17 protein-coding genes, 1 tRNA gene and 1 pseudogene are annotated in these 14,477 nt (G+C 66.4%); 5 read left to right on the top strand and 14 right to left on the bottom strand.

Annotation, left to right across the window (positions count from 1 at the left end):
* Window positions 1–525 precede the first annotated feature (525 nt).
* Window positions 526–808: pseudogene (locus BST47_RS16495) on the top strand (tyrosine-type recombinase/integrase); the annotation flags it as partial.
* Between the two features lie 43 nt (window positions 809–851).
* Here BST47_RS16495 and BST47_RS16490 read toward each other — a convergent pair.
* The 5 genes from BST47_RS16490 to BST47_RS16470 form a co-directional block, all read right to left on the bottom strand.
* Window positions 852–924: transfer RNA gene (locus BST47_RS16490), tRNA-Ala, on the bottom strand.
* Window positions 925–978: 54 nt separating this feature from the next.
* On the bottom strand, window positions 979–1,998 hold the full coding sequence (sepX, locus tag BST47_RS16485) for a divisome protein SepX/GlpR (RefSeq protein ID WP_083126614.1): 1,020 nt from the start codon (window positions 1,996–1,998) through the stop codon (window positions 979–981).
* Window positions 1,999–2,229: 231 nt separating this feature from the next.
* Complete coding sequence (locus BST47_RS16480; RefSeq protein WP_083126613.1) at window positions 2,230–2,883, bottom strand: GNAT family N-acetyltransferase; 654 nt, start codon at window positions 2,881–2,883, stop codon at window positions 2,230–2,232.
* A 20-nt stretch (window positions 2,884–2,903) separates the two neighbouring features.
* Window positions 2,904–4,178: a molybdotransferase-like divisome protein Glp gene (gene glp, locus BST47_RS16475; protein ID WP_083126612.1), complete on the bottom strand. Its 1,275-nt coding sequence runs from the start codon at window positions 4,176–4,178 to the stop codon at window positions 2,904–2,906.
* 37 nt (window positions 4,179–4,215) lie between these two features.
* Window positions 4,216–5,127, bottom strand: coding sequence for a UTP--glucose-1-phosphate uridylyltransferase (locus BST47_RS16470; protein ID WP_083126611.1), 912 nt, complete (start codon window positions 5,125–5,127; stop codon window positions 4,216–4,218).
* A gap of 63 nt (window positions 5,128–5,190) precedes the next feature.
* Between BST47_RS16470 and BST47_RS16465 the strand changes: the two genes are divergently transcribed.
* The 3 genes from BST47_RS16465 to BST47_RS16455 all read left to right on the top strand — a co-directional run bounded on the left by BST47_RS16465 (window position 5,191) and on the right by BST47_RS16455 (window position 6,914).
* Window positions 5,191–5,760 (top strand): 5-formyltetrahydrofolate cyclo-ligase, encoded by a 570-nt coding sequence (locus BST47_RS16465; protein ID WP_083126610.1) that lies wholly within the window; start codon window positions 5,191–5,193, stop codon window positions 5,758–5,760.
* An 88-nt stretch (window positions 5,761–5,848) separates the two neighbouring features.
* Window positions 5,849–6,190, top strand: coding sequence for an FmdB family zinc ribbon protein (locus tag BST47_RS16460; RefSeq protein WP_083126609.1), 342 nt, complete (start codon window positions 5,849–5,851; stop codon window positions 6,188–6,190).
* Between the two features lie 61 nt (window positions 6,191–6,251).
* Window positions 6,252–6,914 (top strand): SAF domain-containing protein, encoded by a 663-nt coding sequence (locus tag BST47_RS16455; protein WP_083126608.1) that lies wholly within the window; start codon window positions 6,252–6,254, stop codon window positions 6,912–6,914.
* A gap of 20 nt (window positions 6,915–6,934) precedes the next feature.
* On the opposite strand, the gene BST47_RS16450 is transcribed toward BST47_RS16455, so the two are convergent.
* On the bottom strand, window positions 6,935–7,144 hold the full coding sequence (locus BST47_RS16450) for a hypothetical protein (protein WP_083126607.1): 210 nt from the start codon (window positions 7,142–7,144) through the stop codon (window positions 6,935–6,937).
* 143 nt (window positions 7,145–7,287) lie between these two features.
* On the opposite strand from BST47_RS16450, the gene mscL reads away from it, so the two are divergent.
* On the top strand, window positions 7,288–7,710 hold the full coding sequence (gene mscL / locus BST47_RS16445; RefSeq protein ID WP_083126797.1) for a large-conductance mechanosensitive channel protein MscL: 423 nt from the start codon (window positions 7,288–7,290) through the stop codon (window positions 7,708–7,710).
* Between the two features lie 66 nt (window positions 7,711–7,776).
* Here mscL and BST47_RS16440 read toward each other — a convergent pair whose 3' ends face one another.
* From BST47_RS16440 to rpmF, 8 genes are all read right to left on the bottom strand, one after another.
* A complete protein-coding gene (locus BST47_RS16440; RefSeq protein ID WP_083126606.1) occupies window positions 7,777–8,418 on the bottom strand; it encodes a porin MspA in 642 nt (213 codons plus the stop codon).
* 269 nt (window positions 8,419–8,687) lie between these two features.
* On the bottom strand, window positions 8,688–9,317 hold the full coding sequence (locus BST47_RS16435; RefSeq protein ID WP_083126605.1) for a porin MspA: 630 nt from the start codon (window positions 9,315–9,317) through the stop codon (window positions 8,688–8,690).
* 381 nt (window positions 9,318–9,698) lie between these two features.
* Window positions 9,699–9,854, bottom strand: coding sequence for a hypothetical protein (locus BST47_RS30730; protein ID WP_165799805.1), 156 nt, complete (start codon window positions 9,852–9,854; stop codon window positions 9,699–9,701).
* Between the two features lie 57 nt (window positions 9,855–9,911).
* Window positions 9,912–10,457, bottom strand: coding sequence for a MogA/MoaB family molybdenum cofactor biosynthesis protein (locus tag BST47_RS16430; RefSeq protein WP_163737698.1), 546 nt, complete (start codon window positions 10,455–10,457; stop codon window positions 9,912–9,914).
* 29 nt (window positions 10,458–10,486) lie between these two features.
* Window positions 10,487–11,854, bottom strand: coding sequence for a S1C family serine protease (locus BST47_RS16425; RefSeq protein WP_083126603.1), 1,368 nt, complete (start codon window positions 11,852–11,854; stop codon window positions 10,487–10,489).
* 144 nt (window positions 11,855–11,998) lie between these two features.
* Window positions 11,999–13,486: a HAMP domain-containing sensor histidine kinase gene (locus BST47_RS16420; RefSeq protein WP_083126602.1), complete on the bottom strand. Its 1,488-nt coding sequence runs from the start codon at window positions 13,484–13,486 to the stop codon at window positions 11,999–12,001.
* Window positions 13,486–14,172: a response regulator transcription factor gene (locus BST47_RS16415; RefSeq protein ID WP_083126796.1), complete on the bottom strand. Its 687-nt coding sequence runs from the start codon at window positions 14,170–14,172 to the stop codon at window positions 13,486–13,488. The genes BST47_RS16420 and BST47_RS16415 overlap by 1 nt, the downstream gene beginning before the upstream one ends.
* 69 nt (window positions 14,173–14,241) lie before the next feature.
* The gene (gene rpmF / locus BST47_RS16410) at window positions 14,242–14,415 is read right to left on the bottom strand and encodes a 50S ribosomal protein L32 (protein ID WP_066978450.1); all 174 of its coding nucleotides are present in this window, start codon (window positions 14,413–14,415) and stop codon (window positions 14,242–14,244) included.
* Window positions 14,416–14,477: the final 62 nt, after the last annotated feature.

Genomic DNA, 14,477 nt, shown 5'->3' with positions numbered 1-14,477 from the left:
CGCAACCCTCGGCTCATGTTGTCGGTGCGCGGCATGGCTTGTCATCAGGCCCGGGGCCCGTCACTGTCCATCCGGCGGGGACATGGGTGGCGACCAGCGTCGAGGGCGTCTGCAATCGCAGGTCAACGACGTCGCCACAACCGTCGCAGGCGAATGATGCGAACACTCCCACTCATGCCCCCGAAACGCGGTCGCGCCGCGCATTGCATGCACCGCCGCTCGTCAACGAACGTCGGCACGCGACATTTTTCGCAGACATTGATGCTGCGCATTTACTGACCCCACGCGGCGGGCTGGCTGTCTAACCCGGCCAATCACGATGTTCTCCCCCACGATCCTCACTGGGCGGCGGCGGCGCGGATGCACTGCGGTCGGTCCTCAGAGGATTTCCAATCTCGGTGACCGATCGTAGCGAATCTGGTGGCGAACGTCAGCCGTTGACCTTCCACTGTTCGGCTCGCAGGCGCGCACGGCGCCCCACAGGTACAGCGGTTAGTCGTCGTCGCTGCGCCGGCAGACGAGTCTTTTCCGACGATCACCCCACACGATCTGCGACACACAGCGGCATCGCTGGCCATCAGCGCGGGCGCGAATGTCAAAGCGGTGCAACGGATGCTCGGACACGCCAAGGCGTCGATGACGCTGGACACCTACACCGACCTGTTCGACCCAACTGGACGCGGTGGCGGTCGAGCTGGACATGGCCATCAAAGCTGCTGCCGCACAAGCTGATCGAAGCTCGAAATTGAAAGCTGTTGCGGGCCCACTGCCTGTCCGACCGGCTGACAGCGGCGAGTCGGCTAACTAAAGAAACCCCCTCTGATGGCAGTTCAGATGGGGTTTCCCTGTTGTGGAGCTAAGGGGATTCGAACCCCTGACCTTCTCGATGCGAACGAGACGCGCTACCAACTGCGCCATAGCCCCTGGTACCGGTAGCACACGCTACCAGTCGCAGCCCGCGGGTCGAAAACCGCAGGGCTACTGGCCCGCGGCGCGCGGAAGGTCGTAGTGACGTGCGAACGGGGCGTAGTCGAGGTGCTCGAAGGCCGGGTCCTCGTCGTCGATCTCCAGCACCACCGAGCCGGGCCGCCGCAGCCGTGACGGCACGACGTCGAACTCTCTGTCGTCGGTGTTCTCCACCCCGAGCCGCGACCGGGCCATGCGCTGCGCGCGACGGCGCCGCAACTTCTCCTCGATCCGGGTCTGGCGTCGCAGGTACCCCAGGTAGAACAGTGTCACCGCGCTGACGACGGCGCTGACCCACCACATCATCGGCGAGACGGTGTACGCCGTGACGACCGCCGCGATCACCAGCACCGCCATGACGGTCAGCATCCGCTTGCGGAACTTGTACTTGCGCGCGCTCACCGCGGCAGCTGTCTTCGATTCGTAGCGGCGCTTGCGTGCGGCGCTCAGCGAGTCGGCCAGCTCGAGGTCGTTGTCCGACGGCGCCTCCAAACCGGCGGAATCGGCGACGTACTCGTATTCGTCGTCGGATCCGTCGGCTTCGGGTTCGCGCTCGGCCTGCGGTTCGCCGGCATCTTCGGCAACGGGCTCCGCTTCGGCAACGTCATCGAAATCCAGTGTCAGCTCGTCGGTTTCAGCGCGCGCGGACTCACCGGCCGGTAGCGCGGTGGCGTCCTCGTCGATCACGTCGACATCGAGGTAGCCGGGATCCTCGTCCTTTTCATCGACGGCGGCGACCCGCACGACCGTCCGGCGGGCCGGGGCCTCTTCTGCCTCGTCGTCGCGGTCTTCATCGAGGTCGTCATCGAGGTCTTCCTCGGACGGCCGCCAGTCCGGATCGCTGGCATGGCCGGCCGCGGGCGCCTTACGCCGTAGGAGCCGGGCTCGGCTGTCGTTGAGAACCCGCGTCGCCAACGCGACGTCGCTGGTGCGGCGCACTGCGTCTCGCTTGCTGATCAGCATCGGGACGAGCACGAACAGCCAAAGGACGACGAGAGAGATCCACAGGAGGGATTGGGGGATGCTTGGCATGTCGCCGGCTCCTTTCCCCGTTAAGGCTAGGTCTTCTGACCTGCGCATCCGTGGATGGCGCGCCGAGACAATTACACACCTGTAATTCGCTGCTGACAAGCACCAACAGTCACACGTGTCACTTTTGCAACAGTTTGGCCTGGGTTCGGCATCACGAGATCTACGCCAGGGTCGCAATTTGCCCGCGGAGCACAGCCTTCACGTAGCACTCGCGCGATCAACGCCAGAAATTCACGTCCAGCTCGCGTGGCCCTCGCGCACCAGAGCCGACGCCGCCGAGCCGTTGAGCTCCTCGATGGTGATCGCCACCAACAGATGGTCCCGCCATGCGCCGTCCACCTCGAGATAACGGCGCAGCAGACCCTCCTCGCGAAAGCCGACCTTTGCCAGCACAGCGCGGCTCGCGGCGTTCTCGGGGCGCACCGTCGCCTCCACACGGTGCAACCGCACCGCGTTGAAACAATGGTCCAGCCCCAACGCCAGCGCGGCCGTCGCGACACCACCGCCCGTCGACGAGCTGGCCACCCAGTACCCGATCCACGCCGAACGCAGCGCCCCATGCGTCACGTTTCCGATCGTCAATTGGCCGGCGAAGTCCCCGTCCAGTTCGATCACAAACGCCAGCATCCGACCCTTGCGCGCCTCTGACCGCAGCCCCGAGCACACCGAAGGCCATGCCGTAATGGCGTGCCGCACTTCCCAATCCTGACCGGTGGTCGGCTCCCACGGCTCGAGATGAGCCCGGTCGGCCAACCGAATACGGCTCCACTGCGGACCGTCGCGCAGCCGTACCGGACGCAGCCTCACTACGCCGCCGGGCACCCGCAGCGGGCCGGCCGGCTGCGGCCACCCCGGATGTATGGAACTGGAACGCCACAGGTTCATGACGGTGTGCCCGGCGTCGATCAGCCGCGCTGGGCCAAGAACGCGACGTCGACGATCTCGCCCGTGCGGATCTGTTCGGCCTCACTGGGAACGACGACCAGACAGTTTGCCTCGGCGAGCGTCGCGAGCAGATGCGACGGCGCGCCTGGCACACCGCCGAGCGCCTGCACCAGATACTCGCCGGTGTCCTGATCGCGCATCAGCTGTCCACGCAGATAACCCTTGCGACCCGCTACCGAGGTGATCGGCGACAGGGTGCGCGCCTGCACGATCCGCCGATGCGCCTGGCGCTTACCCAGCGACAGCCGGATCAGCGGGCGCACCATGACCTCGAAGACGACGAGCGCGCTGACGGGGTTGGCGGGCAACAGGAACACCGGCACGCCGTCGCGTCCGAGCTGACCGAAGCCCTGCACCGAGCCCGGATGCATGGCGATACGCACGACTTCCATCTCACCGAGTTCCGCGAGGACCGTCCGCACTCCTTCGGCGGCGGCCCCGCCGACCGCGCCCGCGATCACCACCACCTCGGCCCGGTTGATCTGACCCTCGATGACGTCGCGCAGAGCCTTGGGGTCGGTGTCCACGATGCCGACGCGGTTCACCTCCGCGCCCGCGTCCCGTCCCGCGGCGGCCAGCGCGTAGGAGTTGACGTCGTAGACCTGCCCGTTGCCCGGCGTGCGGGAGATGTCGACGAGTTCGCCTCCCACACACAGCACCGACAGCCGCGGCTTCGGATGCACGAGCACGCGTTCCCGCCCGACCGCGGCCAACAACCCCACCTGCGCCGGTCCGATGATCGCTCCGGCGCGCACGGCCACGTCACCTGGCTGAACGTCGTCTCCCGTCCTGCGGACGTAGGCGCCGGAGCGCACACCGCGCAGCACGGTCACGCGCGAGTCGCCGCCGTCGGTCCAGCGCAGCGGGAGTACCGCGTCGGCGAGGGTCGGCATCGGCGCACCCGTTTGGACCCGGGCGGCCTGGCGCGGCTGCAGGCGGCTGGGGGTGCGCGCCCCGGCCTCGATCGAACCGATGACCGGCAGGCTCACCTCACCGTCGGAGCCAGTCGGCGCGTCATCGCCGTCTTCCTCATCCCCGGTGCCGACGCCGAGCACGTCGACGCTTCGGACCGCGTAGCCGTCGATGGCGGCCTGATCGAAACCCGGCAGCGGACGCTCGGTGACCACCTCTTCGGCGCACATCAGACCCTGTGCCTCGGCGATCGCCACCCGTACCGGTCTGGGGGCCACCGCGGCGGCGGCTACTCGGGCCTGCTGCTCCTCAACCGACCGCACAACACGCCTTTCTAGATGTCAGGGCGATCGCCGCGGGTCAGCAATCGATCAGCCCCAAGCGCTCCACCAACCAGCGCCGTAGCTCGGGCCCGTAGTCGTCGCGCTCCAACGCAAAGTCAACCCCAGCCTTGAGGTAGCCGCCGGGATTTCCGAGGTCGTGTCGAGAACCGCGATGCACGACCACGTGGACCGGATGCCCTTCGTTGATCAGCAGGGCAATCGCGTCGGTCAGCTGGATCTCACCGCCGGCGCCTCGGGGAACCCGTTTGAGCGCATCGAAGATCGCACGGTCCAGCACGTAACGGCCGGCCGCGGCATACGGCGACGGCGCGTCCTCGGCCTTGGGCTTCTCGAGCATGCCCTTGACGCGCATCACGTTCGGGTTGTTGGTGTCGGTGACGGGTTCGACGTCGAAAACGCCGTAGGCGCTGATCTCGTCGCGAGGCACCTCGATCGCACACAACACCGAACCACCGCGCTTGGCGCGGACTTTCGACATCGTCTCCAATACGCCGGTGGGCAGCACCAGGTCGTCGGGCAGCAAGACCGCGATCGCGTCGTCGTCGTCGGTCAGGACACTCTCCACACACCCGACGGCGTGGCCGAGACCCAGCGGTTCGGCCTGGACCACCGACTCCACCTTGATGAGCGCGGTGGCACGGCGCACCTTCTCGAGCATCACATGCTTGCCGCGCGCCTCCAGCGTGCCCTCGAGCACGAGGTCCTGGACGAAGTGGGCGACCACGCCATCCTTACCTTCCGAGGTGACGATGACGAGTCGCCGGGCACCGGCCTCGGCAGCCTCTGCGGCCACCAGTTCGATGCCCGGGGTGTCCACGACGGGCAACAGTTCTTTCGGCACAGTCTTGGTCGCGGGCAAGAATCGCGTACCCAAACCTGCCGCCGGAACGACCGCGGTGTGCGGAATCGGTACCTCGGGCCGTGTCATCGTTCACACACTAATGTCCTTAGGTCGGTTGAACCTCCCAAGACCCAGGTTTGGAGGCGGCGCGTGCAGCCAACGAAAGCTGAACTGCGCACGGCGATCTTGATGGCTCGCCGCGCAGTGTCGCCACGCGAGCACGCCGTCGAGGCGCAGGCTCTCGCTCGCCATCTGGCGGCACTCATCACCGATGCCGCAACCGTGTGCGCCTACGTGCCGGTCGGGTCCGAGCCAGGATCCATGGACCTGGTCGACACACTGCACGGCCGGGGCGTGCGGGTGCTGCTGCCGGTCGCCCGCCGCGATATCGCGGGGTTGCAGTGGGGTGAGTACCGCCCCGGCGAGCTCGTCGAGGCACCGTTCGGACTGCGCGAACCCGCTGCACCGTGGCAGGGGGCCGACGCGATCGCACAGGCATCGGCGATCCTGGTGCCCGCGCTGGCGGTCGATCGCAGCGGCGTCCGGCTGGGCCGCGGCGCGGGTTTCTACGACCGCGCCCTGCCGCTGGCCGATCCCGCCGCGCGCCGGATCGCCGTCGTGCGCGACGACGAACTCGTCGAGGCCCTCCCCGCCGAACCACACGATGTGCGTATGACCCACGCACTGACCCCGACCCACGGACCAGTGCCGGTCGGCTAGCCGGTACCGGGAATGCCGATGGCCACGTAGCGGTTCTAGCACTTGAGCCGGTAGAGTGCTAAGAAGTTTGACGATCTCGGAGGTTTTCGTGCCCACGTATTCCTATGCGTGCACCGAATGCGGCAATCGCTTCGATGAGGTGCAGGCCTTCAGCGACGATGCCCTGACCACCTGCCCCCAGTGCAGCGGCCGCCTGCGCAAGCTGTTCGGCAATGTGGGAGTGGTGTTCAAGGGCAGCGGCTTCTACCGCAACGACAGCCGCGAGACGTCGAAGAGCGCCGCGTCGACATCCTCGTCTTCGGCGCCGTCCTCGAACGGTTCGTCCGGCGGCTCGGAGTCTTCGTCAGCGGACAAGTCCACCTCGAAGTCGTCCAGCGACTCGAGCTCCGGCTCGTCGAGTTCGGCGCCCGCCGCGGCGGCATCGAGCTAGTTATCCACAGGCGCGTCGTCAGACCGCGCCATCACCCTCCTCGGCTGCCTAGTTTGGCGGTATGGGGGAATCGCTCAACCCGACGGCGCTGAGCCGACTCGTCGATCGTCTGCGCCCCGACTGGTCACGCACCGCGGCGGCCCGGCGGGTCGCCGCCGGCGCTCTCGTGATCCTGGCTGCCGTCGCGGCGCTTCGGCCCGACCCGGCGCACGAGCGCACCGACATCGTCGTTGCCGCCCGGGATCTGGCGCCGGGCATCGAACTCAGCGCGGACGATGTCCGCGTCGAAACCCGTTTGGCGACAACGGTTCCCGATGGATTCCAGACAGATCTCACGGTCGTGGTCGGCGCGACGCTGGCCGGCCCGGCGCGCCGCGGCGAGGCGCTGACCGACGTGCGGTTGCTGGGACCGCGGCTGGCCGAATCGGCGGCGGGCCCCAATGCGCGCATCGTTCCGCTCCACCTTGACGACACAGCCCTACTCGACCTGATCCGGCCGGGGGACGTGGTTGATGTACTTGGCGCCGGAGCCGATGCGGGCGTTGGCGCCGACGCCGAGCCCGCGGTCGTGGCAACCGACGCCGTCGTGGTCCTGGTATCCCCGAAATCGACAGGGGCGGGCGGCGGAGGTGATCGTGTGGTGCTTGTCGCCCTGCCGGCTCACGACGCGAACAAGGCGGCGGGCGCGGCGCTGGTGCAGACCGTCACCGTTACTTTTCACTGAGCTACCTTCCACTGAGCGCGTCAGGGTTGCGGCACCGGCGTGGTGCTCGGGGCCGCGGCCGAATCGTGCTCGATCGCATCCAGGACCATGTCGGCCAACTCCTCGGTGCTCGACGAGCCGGGTTGCGTGGGCGGTGGCGGGGGCGGAACCGGTTGCGCGCTGGCCGGACTCGTCGCGATCGCCGACATGCCGATCAGCACTCCCGCTGCCACCGCAAACAGCCACCGCATTGCAAGGCCTCCCCCAATTTCGGGCACAGCCGAACTGGCCGCTGCACGCAAGCTAGCATCGGACCCCGCGTGCCGCAGGACCATCAGGACTAACGTCGAGTGTCTGTCATATGGCCGGGCTCAAGGGGAAGGAAATCGCGCGCATGTTAAAGGGGTTCAAGGAGTTTCTCGCCCGAGGCAACATCGTCGATCTATCGGTCGCGGTGGTCATCGGCACCGCGTTCACGGCGCTGGTCACCAAGTTCACCGAAAGCGTCATCCAGCCGCTCATCAACCGGATCGGCGCGGGCGGCGACTCCGACTACGGCATTCTGCGAATCGGCATCGGCGGCGACCAGACCATCGACCTGAACGTCCTGGTCTCGGCGGCCATCAACTTCATCCTCGTCGCTGCCGTCGTCTACTTCCTGGTCGTATTGCCCTACAACAGGTTGCGCAAGAAGGGCGAAGTCGAGCAGGCACAGGACACCGAGCTGACACTGCTCACCGAGATTCGCAACCTTCTGGCCGACACCCCGGGGCGCGACACCGACACCGCGGAGACCACAAGCAACGACAAGACCTGAGCGACATACGAAAACAGCCCCCCGGATGATCCGGGGGGCTGTTTCGCTTAACGCCTGGGAGAGGTGTTAGTTCATGTTCCAGGGCTCGCCGTAGGTGGTGACGCTGTCACCAGCCGACGAGATGAGCCGAGCGAACGGACGCAACAGCACACCACCGGCAGCACCGGTCACCGTGCCGTGCGCGTTGGACACCGCCACACCACCGGAAGGTCCGGCGACATCCACCGAGAAGGTGGCGACTTCCTGGATACCGGGGCCGTTGCCGAGGTCAGCGCTGATCGACACACCGGGGAACAGGTTCGGCGTGGTGAACGCCGGTCCCAGCGGCTCTGCCGGCGAGAACTGGTCCAGCAGGATGTTGGGGGTGGTGTAGCTGAAGTTGATGCCCACACCCAGCGACCACGGGAAGCCGATCTGGTAACCCAGCTCCAAGGTGCCCTCGAACTCATCGGCTCCCGCGCCGGCGACGATGTACTTCGCGCGACCGCTGTGGAACCACTCGCGGGTCAGCCGGTTGCGGTCCAACGGGAACACACCATTGAGGAAGGTGTCCCACTGCTGGACGGTCAGCGTCCGGTCTTGGCCGTCAACGAGGCTCAGCTCGTTGTCCAGCCCGGCGTGAGAGGTGCCAGTGCTCACGAACAAAGACGCGACGGCTCCGGCGATTGCCAAAACCAACGCCATCAGCACCCGACTGAATACCTTCATGTTCTCCCTAGCTATGTCGACAGTGACCCCTGAGTGGACCACCGTGTTTTGTTGTTCGTGCCTGGCACTCATATGAGAGGCCTCACAGGCGGGTCTTACGTCTTACTCATCGTTGACACGAGGAACATAACGGTCGGGCACCACCCCCGCAACGCGAGGAAGAAATTGGTCTGCCGGCCTGACCGGTTCTGGCAAGACAAGACCAGAGTCACGCAAAAAAGGGGTCCCCCGGATTTCTCCGGGGGACCCCAATTTGCCTGGGAGAGGTGTTAGTTCATGTTCCAAGGCTCGCCGTAGGTGGTGACGCTGTCACCAGCCGACGAGATGAGCCGAGCGAACGGACGCAACAGCACACCACCGGCAGCACCGGTCACCGTGCCGTGCGCGTTGGACACCGCCACACCACCGGACGGACCGGCGACATCCACCGAGAAGGTGGCGACTTCCTGGATACCGGGGCCGTTGCCGAGGTCAGCGCTGATCGACACACCGGGGAACAGGTTCGGCGTGGTGAACGCCGGGCCCAGCGGAGCCGTTGGCGAGAACTGGTCCAGCAGGACGTTGGGGGTGGTGTAGCTGAAGTTGATGCCCACACCCAGCGACCACGGGAAGCCGATCTGGTAACCCAGCTCCAGGGTGCCCTCGAACTCCTCGGCTCCCGCGCCGGCGACGATGTACTTCGCGCGACCGCTGTGGAACCACTCGCGGGTCAGCCGGTTGCGGTCCAACGGGAACACACCATTGAGAAAGGTGTCCCACTGCTGGACGGTCAGCGTCCGGTCTTGGCCGTCAACGAGGCTCAGCTCGTTGTCCAGCCCGGCGTGAGAGGTGCCAGTGCTCACGAACAAAGACGCGATGGCGGCAACCATCGCAATCAGCACCCGACTGAATACCTTCATGTTCTCCCTAGCTATGTCGACAGTGACCCCCGAGTGGACCACTGTGTTTTGTTGTTCGTGCCTGGCACTGCTGCGGACACCACACACGACGCAGGAGTCGCATGTGACTCAAATGAGAAACTTCACATACTGCTCTTACGTCTTACTCATCGTTGACACGAGGAACATAACGGTCGGGCATCACCCCGGCAACGTGAGATCGCAAATAGCTGGGAGGGCGTTACCAGATCTACCACTTTGCTCACTCCAGTAACGCCGATACTTGCGTCATGGGGGCCGTGACGCGGCCCGTCGGGTCCGGCAATTCGCCCCGGCGGCCAGGCACGGGGGTCAAGATCAAGGCAACGTGCGCGACATTCCTCTACGAGGCATATCCGCAGCTCACTGATGGTGCGGAGGCGTGTTCTCCTGCAACCACTCATCGTGCCGATTTTCGTCGGCAAATGAATTCTCACGATCGTCAATAGACTTCGGACGTAGCTCGTCGCCGAAAATCTCGTCCATCGCGTCACGCGGGCGCTCCGACCGGTCAGCCATGGCCCTCCTCAGCTGTGACAAAGATCACACTTTCGCGCGATCGCTCACAGATAACTCTTAGATCTCGAGACTCGACAGCTGTCCAATGATCTGAACAGCCAGCGGAGTAAGGGTCGCCATACCATCGCGCACCGCGGCGCGAGATCCGGCCAGATTCACGACCAGCGTGCTCCCGGAGATTCCTGCCAGGCCGCGTGACAGTCCGGCATCGGCGACGCCGGCAGACAACCCGGACGCCCGTAGTGCCTCCGCGATACCCAGCAGCTCGCGATCGAGCAGATCGACCGTCGCCTCGGGGGTGACGTCACGCGGCGTGACACCGGTCCCGCCGACCGACACCACCAGGTCCACTCCACCGATGACCGCGGTGTTCAGCGCGTTACGGATCTCGACCTCATCGGCGGCCACCACGACCACGCCGTCCACGACGAAGCCCGCTTCACCTAACAGTTCGGTGACCAGCGGACCGCTGTGGTCCTCCTCGTCGCCATGCGCAGTGCGGTCGTCCACCACGACGACCAAAGCTCGGCCCACCAACTCCCCTGGCTGTTCCATGACGCCAACCGTATATCCGGGCAGCGACAGCGGCGCAGCCACTCTCAGGGTCGTCGGTCCGGAGGTCACAGTGGGCCTCACTGCTGGGCCTTGCCGAGTGTGACTTCCACGGTCTGCGCCTTGCCGGCGGTATCGAGGTACGTGAGCGTCAGCTTGTCGCCGGGCGCCCTGGATCGCACCGCCGCGACCAGCGCATCGGCGCTGTTGATCACCCGGTCGTCGACCTTGGTCACGACGACACCACTGGGTAGGCCCGCGGCGGCGGCGGCACCGCCGCCGGTCACCTCGACGATGCGGGCACCGTCGACCGTCGCGTCGTTACCGACCTGGACACCCAGCGAGGCGTGCGAGGCGGTGCCGTTCTCGATCAGCTCGTCGGCGATGCGCTTGGCCTGGTCGACCGGGATGGCGAACCCGAGCCCGATCGAACCGCCCTGCGCCGCGCCATCGGCGTCGCCGCCCAATGTGGCGATGGCCGAGTTGACGCCGACCAACTCGCCATTCATGTTGACCAGCGCACCCCCGGAGTTACCGGGGTTGATGGCGGCGTCGGTCTGCACCGCATCCAGCACCGTGTTCTGGTTGCGGATGTCGCCACCGGCGGCAACAGGCCGGTTCAGCGCGCTGATGATGCCGGTGGTCACCGTGCCCTCGAGCCCGAGCGGCGAACCGATCGCCACGACGTCCTGGCCGACACGCAGGTTGGCCGACGAGCCGACGGTGATCGGCGTCAGACCCGTCACTCCCTGGGCGCGCACCACGGCGATGTCGCTGCTGGGGTCGGTTCCGACCACCGTGAACGGGGCGCTGCGGCCGTCGGCGAACGTCACCTTGGTCTGCGCGCCGCCGCCACCAGTGGGTGCCGGCGGACCGCCCGGGCCGCCGGGCCCGTCTTTTGACGCCGCGGTGACGACGTGGTTGTTGGTCAGGATGAGGCCGTCCTGCGACAGGATGATCCCGGAGCCCTCCTCGGATTGCCTGCCGAGATCCACCTCGAGCTTCACCACGCTGGGCACCACCTTGGCCGCGACCTGTTCGACCGAGCCGGCGGGCAGGCTGGCGACGGGCTGACCGGGAGCGGCGCCGTTGATGGTCGACGACGCCGCGGGCCGCTCGGACTGCACGAGCAGCGCCACTCCACCGCCCACACCGGCGGACACGACCGCGACTGCGATGGCGCCGGCGATCAAAGAGCCTGCGCGAGAACGCTTCTGGGCCTGCTGCAGCGGAAGGGGCGCGTGGGGAAACCGCGCCGTGGCCGGCTGCGGCGCACCACTATACGGATCGTAGGGGGCACGAAAAGGCTGCTGTTGCGTCTGGTACCGCCAGTCATACGGCTGCTGCTGGTACGGATCGGGCCGCTGCGCACCGGGGTATCCGGCGGCCGCGGGCTCGGGGCGACGACCCGGTGGCGGTGGCGGCGAATACCTCGGATGGTTGGTCATGTCGCTGCGGTGCTCTTTTCCTGTTGTGGGTCCGACATCCAGAACAACGGCGTTCGCACTGTCAAAGTTGCCTAAGCGGGCTGAGAATCCACTTAGAGAACGTTCGGGACATGCACAGAGTTGCTTCCCCAGAGCGCGCCTAGGCTAATCATTGTCGACGCTGACCACGGGCAAGTCCACGCCTGTGACCGCGTGTCGCGCGGACTCACCGGGTATCGGTCTGCCCGGCAGCACCATGTGTATCGCGGTGCCGGGCGGCTGCCCGCCCGGCACGGCGTACTCGACGCGCAACGAGCCGCCATGCTTGAGCACAACCTGTTTCACGATCGCCAGACCCAGACCCGATCCCGGCATCGCACGTGCGGAGGTCGAGCGGAAGAAGCGCTCGAACACGAACCGCCGTTCCTGCGGCGGGATACCGGGGCCCTGATCGGTGATCACCAATTCGGCGTGCATCGAATCGACCTGTGACAACCGCACACCGACCCGTCCGCCGGGCGGGCTCCACTTGGCGGCGTTGTCGAGCACGTTGAGCACCGCGCGGCCCAGGCCGACGCCGTCACCGTAGACCTGCCACGGCACCAGGTTCACATCGAACTCAATGTCGTTGCGGCGACGGCGAACTCGCTCCAGCGAGCGGTCGACGATCTCGGTCATGTCGACGGGCTCGTGAATGACGACGCCGGCTTCGTCGCGGGTCAGGTCGACCAGATCGCCGACGAGGGTGGACAGCTCTTCGATCTGAGCGATGACGTCTTCGCGCAGGCCCGCCATCTCCTCCTCGGGCAGCCGCGGTGCGCCAGGGGCCATCGATGCCATCAGCAGTTCGACGTTGGTGCGCAACGACGTCAGCGGGGTGCGCAGTTCGTGGCCGGCGTCGGTGACCAGCCGTGCTTGCCGCTCACGCGATTCGGCCAAGGCACGCAGCATCATGTTGAAAGCCTCGGTGAGACGGGCGAGTTCGTCGCTGCCGTATACCGGAATCGGCCTCAGATCGTCGGTGCGCGCAACGCGCTCCGCCGCCGATGTGAGCCGCGCCACCGGCCTCAGCCCCGCGCGGGCGACGGCACCGCCTGCCATCGCGGCCACCACCACGCCGACCCCACCGACGATGAGCAGCACGGTGCCCAACCGCTTGAGCAGCTTGTCGGTCGGCACCAGGCTCTTGGAGATCAGCAACGTACTGCCGTTGGACAGATGCAGGGCCAGCACCCGCTGTTGGTCGACAGATCGCTTCGACATCCACAGGTCGCCACGGATGACGGCTTTCTCGGGATCACCCAGTGGCAGCGTCTGCCCCTGCTGGTTCGCGGTGAAAATCGAGCGGCCGGGATTGACCAGCATCGCGTTCACGTCGGAGTACGCGGTGCCCTCGATCGCCTTACCGGGATCGGTGGTCAGCGAGCCACTTTCGATCAGCAGGCTGGCACGGCTGTGCAGCTGGTTGTCCATATCGTCGTAGAGCGCGCGCGAGACGACGGCGTACACGGCGACGGCCATCAAGACCACCACCATCGCCACCATCGACATCGCGAGCAGCATCACCCGCCAGCGCAGCGACAACGAACTGGCCGTCGACTGCGCCGCCTGTGGATATGGCCCGGGCCGAGGCGAGGATTTCCGAGCTGACATCAGGGAGGTGTCTCGCGCAGCACATAACCCACCCCGCGCACGGTGTGGATCAGTCTCGGCTCTCCTTCGGCCTCGGTCTTACGGCGGAGGTAGCCGACGTACACCTCGAGGGCGTTGCCCGAGGTCGGGAAGTCGAAACCCCACACCTCTTCGAGGATGCGGCTGCGGGTGAGCACCCGCCGCGGGTTCGCGATGAGCATCTCGAGCAGCGCGAACTCGGTGCGCGTCAGGCTGATCGAACGTTGACCGCGGGTGACCTCGCGAGTGACCGGGTCCAGCGACAAGTCGGAGAACGTCATCGCCGGTGTATCCGTGCCCTCATCGGGCGACGTGCGCCGCAGCAGGGCGCGCATGCGGGCGAGCAGTTCCTCCAGCGCGAACGGCTTCGGGAGATAGTCGTCGGCGCCTGCGTCCAGGCCGGCGACGCGTTCGGAGACCGAGTCGCGCGCGGTCAGCACGAGTATCGGCAGGTCGTCACCGGTGCTGCGGAGCTGACGGCACACCTCGAGGCCGTCCAGCCGCGGCATCATGACGTCCAGCACGACGGCATCCGGCCGATCGCTGGCGATCAGATCGAGAGCTTCGAGTCCGTCCTGCGCCAGCTCGACGGAGTAACCATTGAAGGAGAGCGATCGACGCAGCGATTCGCGCACAGCGCGGTCATCGTCGACGACAAGTATTCGCACAGCCACAGTGTCAACCCGCTGTCTGAGAGCGGCCTGAGAGGCGCGCCGATCTGGGCTTGCGCGAAAGTATCAGCGGCGGTCGAGATCGATCAGGCCGAGCCGGGCCGCCTTGAGCAGACGGCGCGGCACCTTGTGCTGCTGACCAGCAACCGTCACGCCGACGAGCTCGGTGCGCTTGGCCTTCCACTGCGAACGCCGGCTACGGGTATTCGCGCGCGACATCCTCCGCTTGGGAACAGCCATGATTGAAAATCTCCTAGTCGAGGGTCTATCTCTGATGAAGTATGTGCCGCGCAACGACTCAG

Origin of the sequence: Mycolicibacterium tusciae, assembly GCF_002086795.1 — a bacterium.
In the GTDB taxonomy this organism is placed as follows: domain Bacteria; phylum Actinomycetota; class Actinomycetes; order Mycobacteriales; family Mycobacteriaceae; genus Mycobacterium; species Mycobacterium tusciae.
Note: the sequence above shows the minus strand (reverse complement) of the source record. Positions and strands in the feature narration are given on the sequence as shown.